The sequence below is a fragment of the Okeania hirsuta genome, assembly GCF_003838195.1.
Classification (GTDB): Bacteria; Cyanobacteriota; Cyanobacteriia; order Cyanobacteriales; family Microcoleaceae; genus Okeania; species Okeania hirsuta.
On record NZ_RCBY01000044.1, the window covers coordinates 15,678 to 34,751 of the forward strand.

Sequence of the window (19,074 nt, forward strand, 5' to 3'; positions counted from 1 at the left end):
TTCTTATAAAATATAGTATACATAATATGATTTTTGATACTGGTATTTAAGATATTTTTAACTTTATAACAATAAAATACTGACAGTTTTGTAGATGTAGTAGTGAATTAAAATAATATTAGTTTTGGCTAAACTGAAACTTCTATTCCTTCGTTGCTTCCAAAAACTGATTCTCAAGTGAGATTAGCTTCAAAGACGGTTTTAGACTAATACTATTACGATCGTTAAATTTTGACCTAGCTACACAATTGCAAATAACTTATAAGCTTGTTTGATCTGATTTTTCTGGTGATTTAGGAGGATAATTTTGTAAATATCGCTTTACTACTGCCAATATTTTTTTCGGTTGAAGAGGCTTGGTTATATACCCTGTGGCTCCCACCATTTTAGCACGAACTCTATCGACCACTCCATCGTTTCCAGTGATGATAATTATGGGTATATTCTCAAAAATAGGTACTCGTCGCAATTGAGTGCAAATTTCATAACCATTAGCAATTGGCATCATTAAGTCTAAAAAAATTAGATCGGGTTTATTTTCAATAATTATTGGTAATGCTTTAATAGAATCTTGAATTCCGATAAATCTATAATCTGCCTTTTTCAGAATTTTCTCTAACATATAACAAATTTGTTTACTATCATCTACACAAATAATTAATTCTTGGACTTTAGCTGGAGCTTTCTTTTTATTTACATTGGGCTGTAATCCTGGACTTCCTTCAATACGTTGTTTATCTGGAACTGACTTAAGAATAATTAATTCATTACGCACATAAGGCATTAAAAATAAAGTTAATTGACGCACATCTTTATTCATCAAAATAGCTATTTCTCTAAGAGTTCTTTGGCCATCGACTAATTTAGTGATTATTTGATAAGAGTTAGGTTTAGCTATTTGTTGTAACAATTTTTGTTTGATAATTTCAGGAACTAAATTAGGAGAATATTCAGTTAAATTAGACTGCTGCCATGCTAAAAATGATTTATGAAGAGTAGGAATTATAGCTTCAGGAGGAATGATTACTGACATTAAAATCAAGGATTTTTCCAATCCTTTTGGAGATAAATTATAAGCTAATAACTCTTGTGATTGCTGCTGTAAAATATCAAATACAACTTCTTTGATGTTCTCAACTATAACTGCTTTTACTTGATTTTGAATTAATACTTTTTTTCTAGATAAAATAGATAGAAGATGATAGTAATAATAATTAAGATCATTATGTTCTCGTAACTTCATATTAGCCAGAGAAATATTCGGGCAAAATTGATGCCAAATTCTATGAAATCTGCGGTTAGGATGTTCACCTCCAGTAGCCCAAACTAGACGACCAACACAAAAGAATATTATCCAACTTTTCTGAGAACCTTTTACTTCTAACTTCCCTGTAAATTGATCGGGAACCTCATTGAGCAACAAATTAAAAAGTTGATTTTTCCTATTTTCATTACTGTTCATTTTTAATACCAATTGAATCAAGAATTAGGGAAATAAAAATTAAAAACTATAGAATATAGATGTATCAGAAAATATTTTAGACTATTTTTGAGTACAGTATTCTAATTATAATCAAAATTATTTCCTATTTTCCAGTGAAATTTGTTGGCAATGTAAAAATGCGATTTTCAGAATTATTTTCCAGAAAAAAAAAAGAATAAAAAAGCAGCAAATAAATCTATCATTTTATGTATTTCTATAATTTATTAGTTTTTATTTTACACTGAAAATTTTTTTTTAAATAGTATTAAGTCCTACTCATCCGAAATCAACTCCCTAGTAAACAAAAGTTTCTCATAACAAGAATCTAAGAGAGACAAAATAGTACAAAATATCTTTTAAGAGCATATAGGGTGAGACCCATAATGCTAAATGGCCATATTAAGTTTGTATGGTCTTTAACTAGTGCAGGATGGCGGAAATAACTGACCAGTTACAAAATCCTAAAACAATTACAAATCAAAAATGATTGACTGTCTTGAGTGCGTCTTACATTCTGAGGTTTCCTCAGAATTACGCACTCGATGCATGACTTTTGACTTTTGACTTTTTTAGAGGACTCCTACAGTGAAGAATTCCTATCTCTACCTTAGTTACTTGAGCGCGATCGCTATTATTCTTTTCCCAGTACCTACCATCGCAAATATCCCGAATATTTTGGCCCAAACTCCCGAAGTGGAAACTTCCCCAGAATCTTCTGCCTCCAAGGCTGAAGCAGATAAGTTATTTGAAACAGGTGTGGAACAATTTCGGACAGGAAAGTTTGATGAGGCCCTCGAAAACTACGAAAAAGTTTTAGCAATTCGTAAGGAGCTGGGGGACCAGGCCGGAATTGCCCAAACCCTGAATAATATGGGGAATGTTTATGTTAACCAAAGGGAATATACCCAAGCTTTAGATGTTTTGCAACAAGCTTTAACTATTCGCCGAAAAATAAACGACCGCCCAGGGGTATCGGAAACTCTTAACCTGATTGGTTTTACCTATCAACGACAGAGGGAATTTTCCCAAGCGTTAAATCTACATCAAGAGGCTTTAGATATTTCTCAAGCTGTGAAGGACCGACCTAATGAAGGAGAGTCATTACATAATATTGCTGCGGTTAAGGCCAGTCAAGGACAACTTGACCAAGCACTTGAATTTTATGAACAGGCGCTGACCATTCGCGAAGAAGTGGGCGATCGCCGAAATAGAGGACGTACTCTCAATAATATGGGGGTGGTCTACTTTCGGATGGGTAATTATGACAAAGCTTTGGAAACATATCAAAAAGCTTTAACTGTGCGTAGAGAAATTAATGATAATGCTGGAGTTGGTCGGTTATTAAATAATATAGGTTTTGTCTATCGGGAAAAGGGTGAAGATTCTGAAGCTCTTAAATATTTTCAGCAAGCTGTGGCGATGTTAGAAGGTATTGGCGACCAAAGAAGTGTGGGGCGAATTTATGGTTTTATGGGGAAACTTTATGAAAAGCAAGGAGAAGAAGATAAAGCATTAGAGGTTTATGAAAAAGGGTTAGAAGCTGCTAAAGTTGCGGAGGATAAGACTGCTCAATTAGAGGCTTTGAGTTATTTGGGTGATGCTTATTATGAGATAGGAGAAAATACTAAAGCACAATCAATTTATGAACAAAGTTTAGCTTTTTATCAGGAAGCAGAAGATAAGGCGGGGGAAGGTAAAACAACTGTTGGTTTAGGGAAAGTTTATAACCGTTTGGGTGAAAATGATAAAGCCAAGCAAGTTTTACTAAAGGCTTTGCCTATAAATAAAGAAGTAGGAGAAAAGTCGGTTATTGCTGCTAATTTTAATGCTTTGGGTGAAGCTTATTATAGTTCTGGCGATTATTCTATTGCTCTGAATTATCATAAACTTGCTTTGAATAATTTACCAGATAAGGAGGATAAAAATGCTGTTTCTGTGGCTTATAAAGGAATAGGATATTCTATGTTTCAGCTCAGACAATATCCTCAAGCTTTAGAAAATTTAGTGCAAGCATTGGCAATATATAAAGAGAGTGAAGAAACGGTTAAGGAGGGTAAAATTTATGAGCAGTTAGGCACAATATTAGTAGCTCAGGAAAAACCAGAGTTAGCAGTGGTTTTTTACAAGCAAGCTGTTAATTTGAATGAAGCTATGCGGAGTCAGGAAGGCGAGAAAAGTTTCTTAGAAAAGCCTGAAGAAATTTATCGGAATTTAGCAGGTTTATTATTACAACAAGAACGTATTGTGGAAGCTCAACAAGTATTAGATTTGTTGAAAATTCAAGAATTAGATAATTATTTAGGGAATGTTAAAGGGAATGAAGCAACAGCAACCGGAGTTAAACTATTAGCTGCTGAAGAACAAATCCTAACTGAAGATACAACAGATATTTTAGAACGGGAGATTGACAAGAATAATTTAAAAGCGGATTTTCCAGAATTTAAGAATTTGCAGGCAAAATTACAAAAATTACCTGGAACAGTGCTATTTTATCCGTTAATTTTGGCAGATAAATTAGAATTAGTATTAATCAAAGCAGAAGGCGACCCTATACACAAAACTGTAGAAGTAAAAGCAGAAGAAATTGAAGGGGCGATCGCTGAGTTTCGGCTAACAATTTTGACTCCGGTTGGAGATGTCAAAGATTCTGCGGAAAAACTCTATAATTGGTTAATCAAACCAATAGAAGATGAGTTAATTAAAGCAAATGCCAATACTATTATTTATGCACCAGACAATCAATTACGTTATCTTCCTTTAGCAGCACTTTATGACGGAGAAAAATGGTTAGTAGAAAGTTTTGGTGTGAATAATATAATTGCAGCTAGTCTAACTAATTTTGAGACTCAACCTAATAACCAACTCCGTGTATTAGCAGCAGCTTTAACCGAAGGTAATTATCAAGTTCAGGTCGGAACTCGCCAAGTTGAATTAACACCAACAACAGTAAAATTAGTAGAAAATTTAACAGAAACAATTCCTGGCTCTCGTAAACTTGTTAACAGCGAATTTAGTTCTGAAACAACAATTAGTAGTTTTAATGACTACAATATTGTGCATTTAGATACCCCCGTTGTCTTGTTAACTGGAGAAACAGGAAATGGCAAACCAGAAGACTCTTTTATATTATTTGGAGACGGCGATCGTGTAACTCTGCGCGATATGGAAAGTTGGTCATTACCGAATGTAGATTTAGTCGTATTAAGTGCTGCTGAAACTAACATTGGAGGACAAATAGGTAATGGAGAAGAAATAGTCGGTTTTGGTTATCAGATGCAAAATGCCGGAGTTGAAGCAATAGTTACCTCCTTGTGGCGAGTTAATGATGATTCCGCTCAATTAATGAATACTTTTTACACAGTTTTACAAGAAGGAAAAAGCAAAACAGAAGCATTGCGGGAAGCTCAAATAAATATGATTACTGGAAAGGATAAAGAAGCAAATAATCCTTACTATTGGTCATCATTTATCTTGATGGGAAATGGATTTTAGGCGTTGCTGGATTAGTGTATGGTATTAATCTTACAGCAGTTATCTAGTTGATGAGTTACAAAGTTTATTGCTCTAGGGAACAGGGAATAGGGAACAGGGAACAGGGAACAGGGAATATAGAAATAAATAGTCTTATAACTGTACCTCACTATCCTCAAAAGTGCTGTAAATTACTTAGGAGTCAGGAGGGAATAAAGAAGAAGAAAGCTAGATTCATAATATCCTGCTGTTTGAACTATTTCATAAGTTAAATGCAGTAATAACGACTGACTTACCCATGAGGTACGAAAAACTAAGATTTGAGATTGCTTTCCGTCCCGAAATGCTCCGCAAACCCTGTCAGTCGCAATGACTAAAATACGTTGTAATGCTTAAGTATTAATATCTATAAATTAGAAACCCGGTTACTGAAATTAACCGAGTTTTTTTGTGCATAACCTCTAATCAATCAGATATATGTTGATTTGACAGAGGTTGAGGTTTCCTTTCATATATTCATATAGAAGAAGAGAAAGGGAAGAAGGAAGTAAGAAAAAAGCTTGATTAGTAATATCCTGCTGTTTGAGCTATTTCATAAGTCAAATACAGTAATGGCGACTGTTATATCTCAAAGTAACAAGTTGCTTAGGACTTATGCTGATGATGAAGTTCAGACAGGGAAATATTTTTCCTCCTGTTCCTTGTTTCCTGTTCCCTGTTCCCTGCTATAGACATAAAAATATCTGTACAATCTACCCCAAAAAACTATGTTTCCTTCAAACTATCCTGAAAATTCTGTCGATAATCTTCTTCCAGTTATTGGTGCGAATAACATTTCTATTATACCCGAACAGTTAAATAGTTATGAACAAGCAATTTTACCTGTTAATAATATCTTAACAGAACAGCAAATTGTGACAGATGAAATAAATTTCCCCTCACAAATAAACAGTAATATTACCCCTTACCTAAAATCTCACACTGAAGTTATCGAAAACCATTCCGAAACAAATATACTAACTGGTGAATTAATTAACCCTGAAAGAATAGCAAGTCAAATAAACCTTTTCCCACAGTCAGATGACACCTTGATAAACGCTCGCGATATTGGGGTTTTGAATACCAATCAAATTTGGAATGATTTTGTAGGTGACTTCGACTCCGTAGACTATTATCGTTTCCATTTGAATACAACCAGTGACTTTAACTTATTTTTATCTGGTTTAAGTGCAGATGCTGATGTAGACTTGCTCGAAGACAAAAATAACGATGGTTTTGGAGAAATAATTGATTCTTCCCTTGCTTTTGGCAGCGCTTCCGAAGAAATTAATGTGTCTAATTTAAACCCCGGTACTTATTACGTTAAAGTAAGTCAATACAGTGGAGATACAAATTATAATCTGAGTCTGTCAGCAACACCTTCATTTAATTCTGGACTTTCATTGAATTCTGATGGTTTTAATAGTATCTATGGATATGGTTTAATTGATGCAAATGCAGCAGTTGCTCAAACTATCAACGCACCAATTCCTGAAGGTTTTGATTTTAATAATTGGAATGTCGAAACAATTAATGCTCCCGAAGTCTGGAATCAAGGTTATACCGGGCAAGGTATTATAGTAGCAGTGATAGATAGTGGGGTAGACTACAATCACTTTGATTTAGCAAGTAATATCTGGACTAACATCAATGAAATTCCTAACAATGGTTTTGATGATGATGGTAATGGATATGTAGATGATTTTAGGGGATGGGATATTATCAATAATGATAATGACCCGATGGACTTTTTTGGTCACGGTACTCATATTGCAGGTACGATCGCTGCTCAACAGAATGGCTTAGGAATTACAGGAATTGCTCCTAATGCTAAAATTATGCCTGTTAAGGTAGGAAATTTTGAGACAATTCTACCTGATGATGCTGCTGCTGGCATTTACTATGCAGTTAATAATGGTGCCCATGTGATTAACATGAGTTTTGGGAGAGATTTTTATTCTCCTGTAGTAGATGATGCCATCCGTTACGCAACAGAAAGAGGAGTTGTGGTAGTTATGGCAGCAGGTAATGACGGTAGTAGTTTTCCTGAATATCCAGCTAATAATCTACAACAATGGGGAATTCCTGTTGGGTCAACAGATATTACAGGCAGAATTAGTGACTTTTCTAACCGTGCTGGGTCAACAACACTAAATTATGTTGTTGCTCCTGGAGAAAATATTTATTCGACTCTTCCTAATAATGATTTTGGAAATCAAAGTGGTACATCATTTGCTGCTCCTCATGTTGCTGGTGTAGCTGCTTTAGTTTTGAGTGCTAATCCTTTTTTAACTCCCGAACAAGTGGAATATATGATTACTACTACAGCTAATTCTAACCAAGTTATAGTTTAGTGCAGCTACGCGGAAGTCAAAAGTCAAAAGTCAAAAGTCAAAAGTATTGAAGCGAAAAAAGCATTTCCTTCTTCCTTTTTGCCTCTTCACTTCTTCCTTCTTTCCTCAATAAATATTGCATAACCTCTAGGAATATAGAAATATATTCCAATTGAAGGGATAAATATCCTGATATTAGAGCAAACTTTTGACCAGGAAAAATGATTATACAATTAACAATAATCAGCATTGTGGATTGAATATCTTACGGGTTAATGTTTGATAGTAGTCGAAGCAAAGGTTAGGAAAGATCGAGAGCTTAAAACTAAGACAACGTAATACTTTTCCTTCTTCCTTCTTTCTTCTGCTATAAGCTAATATATCTGGATAATTGTTCATTTTTATTGATCTCAAATCTAAAAGTAAATGGTTACTGCTTCTAAATACTGGAGACAGATTAAGATTAATAGTTCCGGGTCTCGTCAAATCCTGGAAATTACAGAGGCAAAACAATTTTTTACCTCAAATTTTCCAGAATATATAACAGATAGTGAAATTTCGGACATTAATATTCAGCGTCAACTTTTAGCATTGGTGCAAGATAATTCAGATACTAATTTAGAGAGAAATTCTTTATTAGCAGAACGCTGTCTTCTCTGTTTTATATCTTGGCAAATTGACGGTGTTTGTCAACAATTAGCCGCAAATTTTGGTACAAATCATGGCTTTACTAGGGAAAATTTATTCCCTTATGTTTTGACTGATGATGGCAGAATCTCTAGTCAAAAAAATAAAACTTCTTCTTGTTCTTTTGCTCAAGAAATTCTCCAAAATTTCGACCCAAATCAAAGCAATTTAGCTACCTGGACAACTAGAAAAGTTAAACAGCATCCTGAACTTAATAGTTTCTTACTGGAATGTGGAGTCTATTTAATTAGTGATTGGGCAATTCTGAATGATACTCCTCCTAAACAACTAGAGAAAATTTTCTCAGTATTTTATAATTTTACTGCTTTTGAAACTCGGGAAAGTATAGATATTTTATCAAGTTATCATGCTATTTATCGGGCGCAACGTCGCCAAAAAAGTTTATCAAGAGCAGGGAGAAAATGTTTGCCACCAACTACAGAACAATTAGAACAAATTGCTCAATTAATCAAAACTAAAACTGGTAAAAATATTTCTCCAAAGCAAGTATTGACTAAATTGCAAGACCTGGCTTCTCAAATACGAGAATATCGAATTTCTGTGAGAAGTGGTTCTCTACCAACAATACCATTAGATACTTCTAACCATAAATCTTTAGCTAATCAGATTTGTATTGTTCAAGAAGCTGATTCAATGGATGAACAGAATGAATTTTTGAGCAATTATAGAAAGCAATTTCTTTTAAGTTTAGATGATGCTATAGCTAAAGTAACAGATTCTTGGATACAATTACTAAAGAAAAGAAAAAACAAAAAAATGGAACAATTTATCCAAGGGTTACATCTATATCATTGTCAGGGAAAATCAATGACAGAAATTGCTCAAAATGTTGGCTTGAAAGCGCAATATCAAGTAACTCGCTTACTAAAATTAAAATCTTTTCGGGCTGATATTAAACAGGAATTATTAATTAGTTTGCGGGGTCGTATCTTAGAAATTGCTCAAGATTATGCAGATCCAAAACATCTAAAAACTATAGATAAAAAAATAGAAATAGCTCTAGATGAACAAATAAATATAGTCTTTAAAGAAGTAGAATCAGAGGGTTATAATTCTCAGTCTAGTTCTAAAGAAAATTTATTTGCTCAAAGAGTTTGTAAGCATATAGATAAATTCAATTATTGTAATTTATCATAAAACTTATTATCAAGGAAAACTTTAAATGAAAAATGAATTAACGAATCAATTAGAAGATTTGCTAGAATTTCAGGGTATTGCAACAGAATCTATTCATTTATCATTAGAAAAAGTTGAGCAAGCCATCCAAATTAGCAATCAAATTCCTAACGAATCACGACAATGGCAAACTTATTTGAATGGGTTAGCTTTGTTTGGATTTGAACAATGGTTAGAAGAACGAGGTACAGATAATTTAACAGTTAATTTAGCTGATGCTTCTATTTTTAATCCAGTTCTTTCTAACTCAATTCCAGCCGTTTGTCATCTTAATATTAATCAATTTCAAGTTTGTATCATTACTCAAGGTAGTTTTATAAATGAAGAAGTTAGTTTACCAAGAGCAGTAGTAGATTTACCAGAGTTCTCCCATCATTTATATGTAGTTGTGGAAGTACAAGAAGAACTAGAAAAAGTTGTGATTAATAGTTTTATTTCTTATGCAGATTTAATGGGCAATAAAACACAGCTTAATCTACTGCCAGATGAAGATTGGAATTATCAAATTCCCTGGAGTTGGTTTGATACAGAAATAGATAATTTATTACTTTATCTTCGTTGTTTGGATATAGCAGGAATTGCCTTGCCAGAGGTACAACCTAAGTCAAATAATTTAGCTGCAGCTAAAGCTGAATTAACAAAATTATTACCTCAGCTATCCGCACAAAATTTATGGGAATCTTTTAACTGGGAACAGGGAAAAACTATCCTAACTAATTCTGAGTTATTAAATTGGATATATAATTGGCAATTGCAAATAGATATAGAGGAGGGGAATATTCCGAATAATTTAGTAGAAATTACAGAAAATTCAGAAAATTCTTTAAGTAGTCTGAGTAAATATTTACCAGATTTACTTAGTATCTTGACTGAACCTACAATTAATGTGGGGCGTTGGTTAAAGAATGAATTAGATGATTTTGCCAATGAATTATCCTGGGTTTTATTGCCAGAATTATCGGCACTATCTCCCATGAGAGGAATATCTTCTCCTACAGAAGAAATTGCTGGAATTATCAGAGAGTTGCCCAAAAATGGTGTATATATTCCTCCTCATGCTAGGGTTGCTTATCACGATTTATTATTAGCTGGAATTCCTTTAAGATTGTATGCTTTAACTTGGTCTTTAGTCTCAGATTCAACATTAGAATGGATGTTGCTATTAATATTAAGTACGCCTACAGGGATGGGTTTACCGGAAAAAATAAAATTGCGGGTTAGTGATGCAACGGGAATTTTAGTTGAACAGAAATTAAATTCCAATGAGGATGATTTTTATATATTTACTAATGTTGTAGGAGGTTGGAATGAGAAGTTTATTGCTACAGTTTATTTGACACCAGAAAATCAGGAGACTTTTCCTCCTTTTGAATTTAATCCATGATTTTGATCGGTTTGGCGTTATCAAATTTTGCAACAATAATGCTAAATCATTTTGAAGAAGGAAAAAGTGGATGGGATTTGTAGACACGAAGTGGCAGGTCGAAGACTATCCCCAACCAATTATGGACGGTGGAGTATTAAACCTATAAAGAAAAACATAAAAGTTGTTGACGAAATTGAGTGGGCAAATAAATATTGAGTTATTCTAACTGAGAAAAAGTTTGCTACAAATTTTTAGGTGAGGAAACCTTCGGATAGACAACTTAAATGTATCAACCCATAGCATTTTTTTTAGATATTTATTATCTATTAATCCGTTTAATTGCACATAGATCCAATTTAAACTGATGGGTCATAGGGAATAGTAAAGTTTTTAGCAATACTAACTAAATATTTAAGGGTTTAGCATCCTATACTGACTACTAATATACAGTTATAATTAGGCTCGTAGTTGGGCTTAAGCAATAATACTAAGGACTAGTGTAACAATAACCATTACAGTTTTTTTGATGGAAGCTAATTTCACAGTTGATCCCAGATAAAATTTGTACAAATTATTTTTACATGACTCCTAAGTATTGTAAGGGCTAGAGCAAAACTACGAACAAAAACTTTATTATAAGTAATTATCCGCTAGTATAGCTCCCCGGAGGGGGCACATGATACAATAAGTAACAATTATTTTTGTACTACATTTTATCTCCACAATGTAGTGCAAATTTCTGCATAACCTGCCAACTTTGAGAAATAGAGTAGTTTACAACCGGAAAATTACCAGTATTGTTCTGGAGGAACTACTTATCGTGTCCACTGCTATCTATTCCGCAGAATTAAAACAACTATCTCAAACAGGCGATCGCTTATTCGATCTGGGACAATTTGAAACTGCATTAAATACTTTTCAGGAAGCGTTAAAAATTGTGCTCACATCTGAGCAACAAATAAATATTTTAAACCGTATTGGATTAGTTTATCGTCGTCTGGAAAAATATGATTGTGCCTTAAAATATCTCAATTTAGCCTTGCAACTTGCTCAAGAAATTGGCGACCAAAATCGAGTTGTAATGATTTTGAATGATATTGGCGAAACTTATTGTTTGTCTATAGAATATACTTCTGCCTTAAGATACTATGCTCAAGCTTTAGAAATTGCCCAAGATTTTTGTAATTTATTAGGAATGGGTATAATTCTTAATCACTTAGGCGAAATATACAATTTACTAGGGTTATTTGAACAAACTCTTAACTGTTGTCAAAAATCTCTAGAAATTTTCCATAAACTTGAAAGAAAATCAGAATTAGATAAATTAGCTTGCCAAACTAACATTGCTACAGCTCTTTATAATATAGGAGAAGCTTACTTATGGATCGGTCGATATACCCAAGCAAAAGAAATCCTAGAACTTACTTTAGCTATTCGTCAGAAAATTTGCAAAGTAACTTTGAATAAATTTAGTCAAACTACAGATTCTTTAGATAAAAATATTCTCCACAATAATTATCTTAATAGCAAAAAATTATCTCAAACAAACCAACTACTCCAACAAGAAAAAATTTGCTTCAGTCAAAGTATTATCTCCCAATATAGAGCAGAATTAGCCAATACTATGAATTTAATCGAGAAAGTTTATTGCCATATAGGTCAACAGCAAAAAGCAGAGAAGTATCGTCAAGAAAAACTTGAAATTTGGGAAAGTTGTGGTGAAAAATCTGTAATCTACAATACCTATATTTTGCCCTTTTATTTAAGATTTCCTTGTCATTATGCGTGAAAATAAATTATCAGATTAGTTGGCAATACTATTACTTATGCTAGTATATAATCTATCCGTGCATTAATCAAAAAGTTCGGCGTTGGTCAATCAAGAGATGAAACTTTAAGAGTAGTCTGTTTCTGATACCTCTAATATATTTTACCAAAGTAAGTGATGGGTCTCACCCCTAGTAAAAAATCATTTTACCAATTACCAACGCCAAAAGTTCAGTATTGTCAGGGAGCAATATTATGAAATCTTATACTAGCCATCAAAATGAATTGAAATATCTATTTCAAACAGGCGATCGCTTCTATAGTATAGGTCAACTAGAAACTGCATTAAAAAATTTTCAAAGAGCTTTAGAAATTACTAGATTAATTAATAACCAGGAAACAAGACTCAATATTGTCTATAGAATTGGATTAGTTCACCGTAAAATAGGAGAATATTCCAATGCCCTTAAATACCTAGAACTAGCCTTAGAACTAGCAAAAACAATAGGAAACGAAGCAAAAATCGCCACTATATATAATGAAAAAGGAGAAATTTATTATCTTTTAAAAGAGTATACTACTGCTTTGAAGTGTTATTCACAAGCTCTAATAATATTTAATAAATTCAAAGATATCGTAGGTATCGGCAAAACAATTAATCACATTAGCACGATTTATAATTTAACTGAATTATCAACTCAATCCCTAGAGTATTCTCGCAAATCTTTAAATATTTTTCAAAAGCTTGCTCAATCGGCAAAAAATGATAAATTGACAATTAAAATCAACGAATCAATTGCATTGCATAATATGGGAGAAGCATATTTTCTAATCAGTAGACCTCGCCAAGCTCAAGCCTTTTTAGAACTTGCTTTAGAGATTCGGCAAAAACTCTGGGAAGATTCTCTAGATCGGTTAGCATTAACAATAGATAATATTCCTAAAATAGAAAAAAATCATTATTCTAGCTATGTATATCCTCAAAAAATGGCAACTTATGAACAGAAAGAAAAAGATGGATTTCGCAGAAGTATTTTTGCTGAATATGGTAAAGATTTAGTAAAAACTCTTGATTTAATCGAAAAAGTTTATAAAAATCTAGGGCTAGAGAGACAAGCGAATAACTATCATCAACAACGGATAGAAATTAGTGAAAAAATTAATAGTAATTCTTGGTTAGTTACAACTTAAGCTGAAGTAAGATTATAGCAAATTCAAAAAAAGTCGATTTCTTAATCTGTAGTTCCTATCAATTTTTTACAACTTTACTACCTCTGATAAATTGCAAAAGTTATAAGCTTTTGAGCATTTAAAACATATATTCATTTTTTCTTAAAGGCAACAGGTATATCGCTACGCGTAAGTCAGAAGTTAGAAGTTAGAAGTCAGAATTAATCCCGGACTGACTTTGAGCATTTATAAATTTCCTAACTTATTTGCGTAGTGCTATAATACCAGTTTGATAAATGTTTGCTACAAATAGATAGGATATTTCTTAGGAGTCAACCCACCCCTCGCCCCTCCCCCTCCCAGGAGGGGAACTCAGGAGTCAGAATGAGTGGTTTTAATAGCAGTTTTTAGGTCTGAATTTATCTTTTTACTCCAAGAGATATCTTTTATAAAGTAGGGGCGTTTTGCTCCACAATATGTAAACTAGAGAGCTTCTACGTTAGCCAATGGCCATTAGCTAGCTCACAACTACGTTAACGCCCTTACTGCCCCTATTATTGGTAACATTCTTTTTTGACCCTTAGTATAATATCAACAGGACTTACGCACAAGATGAAATTATACACCATTTCTACGAGTGAACGGCCGTTCACCCCTATCATAAGTGGTAGTTATGCGTAAGTCGTAATCATATTAAGTCTGATTAATTGACCACATTAAAAATTTTCTGCTCTTTCTCCTGTCAAATTTCTCAAACCACTGCTATTAAATGTTGCCTGTTACCTCAGACCTTACTATCATTTTTAACAGATGTTTGCGTAGTATTTCCAGACCGAAAAGAGACCGACTAATTGCGCACTCGATGCCTGACTTTTGACTTTCAATTGCCCATAACTCTCTATATTTGACAAATATTAAGTCTTTTTACCATAGCAGAAAATAACTTTTCTAACTCCATAAACCATACCCAGTTTCCACTCATAGCAAACATTGCGGGTAAATGACCATAGGGTGCTTTTTCTAAATCAAATATTAAGTTATCGTGATTAGTCCAACCAATTATTGAATGCCAACCCAAGCGATCGCCTAATTTTTCATAAGTTAAAAAAAATGTTTGAGTAGGCAAATTTTCCCAAATCTCTTTTTGTGCAGAAAAACCAAACTTACCATTTGAATATTTTACCCAAAGTTGATTAATAGTCCGTAGATCAGTGCAAGGTAAATGATTAATTGAATTAATATTTAATTTATCTCTATTTTCTCTATTAGTGATTTTTAACATTAACTTTGCTGTTTCTATATCTGCTTCTCGCCATTTTCCAGTAGCCAATAAATCACACAATTTACTATAATCAACTCCCCTTTCTGAATTTAAGTTTACTTCTAGAATAGATGAAGAGTCTACCAAATTACTTACCTGTTTTTTAGGTAGTGAAACATCAACATCATTAGGTTTAATCAATGCCATAATTTCTGTCGCTGACTGAAACCTTTTCTTCGTTGCTCCGACAATCATCCGGTCTAATATATTACCCAAAGGATCGCTAATAGGAGAAATTAAAAAATCTCGCCATACCCAATCATTTTCACTTACATCAAACAATTCAAACGGTTCAACTTGAGTCAATAAATGAATACAAGTCACACCCAAACTATAAATATCACTAGCAAAAATTGACTTCCCAATAGCTTGTTCCGGCGCAGCATATCCAGCAGAACCAATAACTGTTCCCGTCACCGCCAAAGCAGTACGAGTTGCAAACTTTGCTGCCCCAAAATCTACTAATACTAATTCACCTTTTTTCTGGGAAGATATAGGTTGCTTAATAATATTATCCGGTTTAATATCCCGATGAATTACCTTTTGAGAATGAATAAATTCTAATACTGGCAATAAATCATTTAATAACTCCCAAATCTGAGTTTCATTAAACGCCCCTACTGTTTCTAACTCCTGCTGTAAATTTTGCCCCTCAATAAATTCTTGAATTAAATATTGACGATTATCTTGAGTAAAAAATGCCAGTAATTCAGGAATCTGAGGATGTTTTCCTAAAGCTTCTAATCTCACTGCTTCTTTAGCAAATAATTCTGCTGCTTTTTCCATATTTTGTTTATCTTGAACTTCAGGAAAAAACTGCTTAATTACACAAAAAGCTTGAGATGGTTTAAATTCATCTACTGCTTGAAAAGTTCTACCAAAACCACCTTGACCAATAATTTTAATGGCACGATAACGTTCTGCTAAAAGTAATTTTGACCCACATTGCTGACAAAATTTTGTATCAGAAGGATTTTGATTTAGACATTCAGGATTTAAACATTGACTCATAATTTAAACCAGTTATATTATCTGCCCCCTCCGTGGGAGCTACGCTATCAGATAATTAGTTATAATAAAATTTTTGTCTGTAGTTTTGCTCTAGCCCTTTAAATACTTATCTTATTGCTTAAGCCTAACTACGAAGCCGTATTATAACTGTTATACCTAACATGATATTACATAAAAGAATATTACAATATTTTGGTTGTAGGGAAGACAAAACTCTCACCAATGATTCTAAACTAATATATATAATTTCTCAAATAGATGAGGTACACAACTTTTTAATTTTTGGTAAGAGAGAAGAATAAACAAAGAAAAAATACCATATTTTATTAATATGAAAACCCCTATAGTAGTCTTATATCATGTCCCCTTGAATATTTATAAATAAGGGAGTAGGGACGTTCATGCAACCTTTGTACGCAGTAGAGATAATAGAGATATTTACCCTGTGTAAAAGCATAGGTTTTTTCATCACTAATTATCCGGACTTAATATTAAATGATTTATCTTTTTCTTTTGGGTTTAAGAGCTGGTTGATCAACTTAGTTAAAAGTCTTACATCACCTAGCTTTCAGGAATTTTGGAACTAAAGGATGATAACTCGCCAAACCTAAGTATAGCCAGAAACTCAGCCTCTTAATATTTACTTGATAAATCCGCTGTAATTCCCCGCCGTCTACAGGGTGTTTACAAGCTTGTTAGGATTTAAGTCCCCATCCACTTTTTCCTTCTTTCTTCTTCCTTATTTAAGCAACCAATTTTCCTTGAGCAACCATGATAACTTTACCACCAACTAATACTTCTATTCCTTCTACTTTTTTCTCTGCTTGTAACAATAATAAAGAAGGTCGATTAATTTCATATCCCTGTTCGACCCTAATATTAACTTTTGCCTCACCAAAATAATTATACTCAGCTAAATATCCTGCTAAACAACCATTAGCACTGCCCGTTGCCGGGTCTTCAGTAATTCCTAAATATGGTGCAAACATTCTCACACTTAAATTATTAATACTATTGTATGTCTCAGGGCAAAATATTAAAATTTCTGTAGCTTTTGCTATCTGAATAAACTGATAATATTTATCCAAATTTACTTGAGCTTTCTTCAATGCTTTGAGATTTTTCAAAGGCACAATGATAAAAGGTATCCCTGTGGAAACTTCCTGAATAGGAAACCTCATATCTATATCACCCACCTCTAAATTTAATATCTCTGCTAAAGATTCAATTTGATATTTTTGAGCAAAAGTAGGCATATTCTGAGCCATCCATAAAACTTCACCTTTCCAACTCACAGCAATTTGTCCTACACCCATATTTAAAATTACTTGTTCCACCGAATTTTTAATAATTTCTCGTTGAATAATATAGGCAGTTCCTAATGTTGGATGACCAGCAAAAGGTAATTCTTGAGTAGGAGTAAATATCCGCACATCATAACCATTATTTCGTTGTGTTGAAGATAAAATAAAAGTAGTTTCTGAATAGTTCATCTCTCTGGAAATTTGCAACATTTCATTATCAGAAAGATTCTCAACTTCAGAACCTGTAAATACAGCCAGTTGATTACCAGCATATTTAGTTTCAGCAAATACATCTACAATGTAAAATTTCATAGTATTTTGTTACCTTTAGGCTTATATAACTCATTTGGTATCTTTATTGGCGATTCAGTTTTTTGACAGGAGTCAGGAGTCAGGAGGTGGAGGGAAGGAATATGGGAAAAAGGTTGAAAAATACCCCCCACCTTCCCATCTCTTTTTAAATAGATCTCAAATGGGTTCTATATTCGATCTAATTTATCAGATCGTCAAAGTTTGTAGCTACAGAACACCTAGACCGCGCAAATCGGGTGGAAAGAAAAATATTTTTCCCTTAAATATTAGTTATTTTAAAAGAAACTCACTCAAAGGTCTAACCATATATCAGTCTATGGTTAGGAAAGTAGGAGTATTAGCGCTAGTATATGCTTCAATTTTTGGTAGTCCTGCTCGCGTAATGGTAATATAATTCAAATAGGTTAATCAAGTTAAGTTTGTGGAGAGCAATTGTCCTGAGTGCCAGTCTACTAAAATCATTAAATATGAACATACCCACGATGGTAAACCTCGTTTCCGTTGTACTCATTGTGGGCGACAGTTTGTAGAAAATCCTACCCGAGGACCTATGGATGAAGCAACAAAAATCATGATTGATCAAATGTTGCTCTTATAGATTAGCATTGGCAGCGATCGCTCTGATTAATATCATGTTCGGACGGGTCAGTTATAAATAAAATTTAAGGACTGACAGTACCGACGGTATCAAATAAATACTGAAATTGTCTTTACTTTTCTCCAATATTTCCTCTTTTTCTCCAATATTTCCTCCTGACTCCTGAGTTCCCCTCCTGGGATGGGTTAGGGGTGGGTTGACTCCTGAGGACTCACAACATTTATTTATTTATAAGTATTCAACCGTTAGCGTAGCTCCCCCGGAGGGGGAACATGATATAACGGGTGTTTCAACAAAGTTGGTTGCAGATTTACCTTCACCAGAAGTATGACTTGGTTCCTCCACAGGTTGAGGTTAGTCACAAAAAATTGGCCAACAGACAATTCAAATGGATCAAATGTGGTGATTTGTTGGTGCAAAAAGTAATCAACAATGGATTTGGTTAGCAATGGATGTTGAAACTCGTGAAATTGTGGGAGCAGATATTGGCGATCGCTCTCAACAATCAGCTCAAAATCTTTGGCGCTGTTTGCCAGGGTTCTATGGTCAATGTGCAGTCTGCTACAGTGATTTTGGGGAAGCTTACGAGATCATACTACCATCAATGCGACATCAAGCTGTGGGCAAGGAGACTGGTAAAACAAGCGATATAGAAAGGTTTAACAATACCATGGGACAACAACGTATCGGACGGTTAGTACGAAAAACCTGATGGTTTTCTCAAAAATTAAGTAATCACATTGGAGCTATCTGGAATTTCATACATCACTATAATGCCACAATTTGTTAACCATTACTATGTAGGACTACCCAATTTTTTTACTAGCCAACCATTGATCGATATTATCTGCTCCTCGCTGCATTTCCAACAAAGCATTTTTTTTCAAATTATCCAGAATTAATTCACGGACAACTTGATAGCTATAAAAAGCAGCAATACTAACTACAAAAGTAGTACCTGCAACCAACAAACGTAACAGAAAACTACGAGTCGATTTCTTGTCTTGTAGATGAT

The 19,074-nt window shown here is 33.6% G+C and carries 11 protein-coding genes and 1 pseudogene; 8 read left to right on the forward strand and 4 right to left on the reverse strand.

Annotated elements, in window-relative coordinates:
* Positions 1-259: 259 nt before the first annotated feature.
* Entirely contained in the window at positions 260-1,462 is a 1,203-nt protein-coding gene (locus D5R40_RS10165) for a response regulator (protein WP_124146695.1), read from the reverse strand.
* 606 nt (positions 1,463-2,068) lie between these two features.
* Between D5R40_RS10165 and D5R40_RS10170 the strand changes: the two genes are divergently transcribed.
* The 6 genes from D5R40_RS10170 (at position 2,069) to D5R40_RS10195 (ending at position 13,534) form a co-directional block, all read left to right on the forward strand.
* Positions 2,069-4,975 carry a CHAT domain-containing protein gene (locus D5R40_RS10170; protein WP_124154595.1) on the forward strand — a complete coding sequence of 969 codons (2,907 nt, stop codon included), beginning with the start codon at positions 2,069-2,071 and terminating at the stop codon, positions 4,973-4,975.
* A 746-nt stretch (positions 4,976-5,721) separates the two neighbouring features.
* Complete coding sequence (locus tag D5R40_RS10175; protein WP_124146693.1) at positions 5,722-7,347, forward strand: S8 family serine peptidase; 1,626 nt, start codon at positions 5,722-5,724, stop codon at positions 7,345-7,347.
* Between the two features lie 405 nt (positions 7,348-7,752).
* A complete protein-coding gene (locus tag D5R40_RS10180; RefSeq protein ID WP_124146692.1) occupies positions 7,753-9,171 on the forward strand; it encodes a hypothetical protein in 1,419 nt (472 codons plus the stop codon).
* Between the two features lie 25 nt (positions 9,172-9,196).
* Positions 9,197-10,594, forward strand: a complete 1,398-nt coding sequence (locus D5R40_RS10185) for a DUF1822 family protein (protein ID WP_124146691.1) — start codon at positions 9,197-9,199, stop codon at positions 10,592-10,594.
* An 802-nt stretch (positions 10,595-11,396) separates the two neighbouring features.
* Positions 11,397-12,365 carry a tetratricopeptide repeat protein gene (locus tag D5R40_RS10190; protein WP_124146690.1) on the forward strand — a complete coding sequence of 323 codons (969 nt, stop codon included), beginning with the start codon at positions 11,397-11,399 and terminating at the stop codon, positions 12,363-12,365.
* A 233-nt stretch (positions 12,366-12,598) separates the two neighbouring features.
* Positions 12,599-13,534 carry a tetratricopeptide repeat protein gene (locus tag D5R40_RS10195; protein WP_124146689.1) on the forward strand — a complete coding sequence of 312 codons (936 nt, stop codon included), beginning with the start codon at positions 12,599-12,601 and terminating at the stop codon, positions 13,532-13,534.
* A gap of 877 nt (positions 13,535-14,411) precedes the next feature.
* Here the strand turns inward: D5R40_RS10195 and D5R40_RS10200 are convergent.
* Together D5R40_RS10200 and D5R40_RS10205 are read right to left on the reverse strand one after the other, a co-directional pair.
* Positions 14,412-15,845, reverse strand: a complete 1,434-nt coding sequence (locus tag D5R40_RS10200) for a GUN4 domain-containing protein (protein WP_124146688.1) — start codon at positions 15,843-15,845, stop codon at positions 14,412-14,414.
* A 743-nt stretch (positions 15,846-16,588) separates the two neighbouring features.
* Positions 16,589-17,461, reverse strand: a complete 873-nt coding sequence (locus D5R40_RS10205) for a PhzF family protein (RefSeq protein ID WP_124146687.1) — start codon at positions 17,459-17,461, stop codon at positions 16,589-16,591.
* A 421-nt stretch (positions 17,462-17,882) separates the two neighbouring features.
* On the opposite strand from D5R40_RS10205, the gene D5R40_RS34970 reads away from it, so the two are divergent.
* Positions 17,883-18,059, forward strand: coding sequence for an IS1/IS1595 family N-terminal zinc-binding domain-containing protein (locus D5R40_RS34970; RefSeq protein ID WP_124154596.1), 177 nt, complete (start codon positions 17,883-17,885; stop codon positions 18,057-18,059).
* A gap of 277 nt (positions 18,060-18,336) precedes the next feature.
* A pseudogene (locus D5R40_RS39405) lies at positions 18,337-18,849 on the forward strand (IS1 family transposase); the annotation flags it as partial.
* A gap of 16 nt (positions 18,850-18,865) precedes the next feature.
* Here the strand turns inward: D5R40_RS39405 and D5R40_RS34975 are convergent.
* The gene (locus D5R40_RS34975) at positions 18,866-19,030 is read right to left on the reverse strand and encodes a hypothetical protein (protein ID WP_205127630.1); all 165 of its coding nucleotides are present in this window, start codon (positions 19,028-19,030) and stop codon (positions 18,866-18,868) included.
* Between the last annotated feature and the right edge of the window lie 44 nt (positions 19,031-19,074).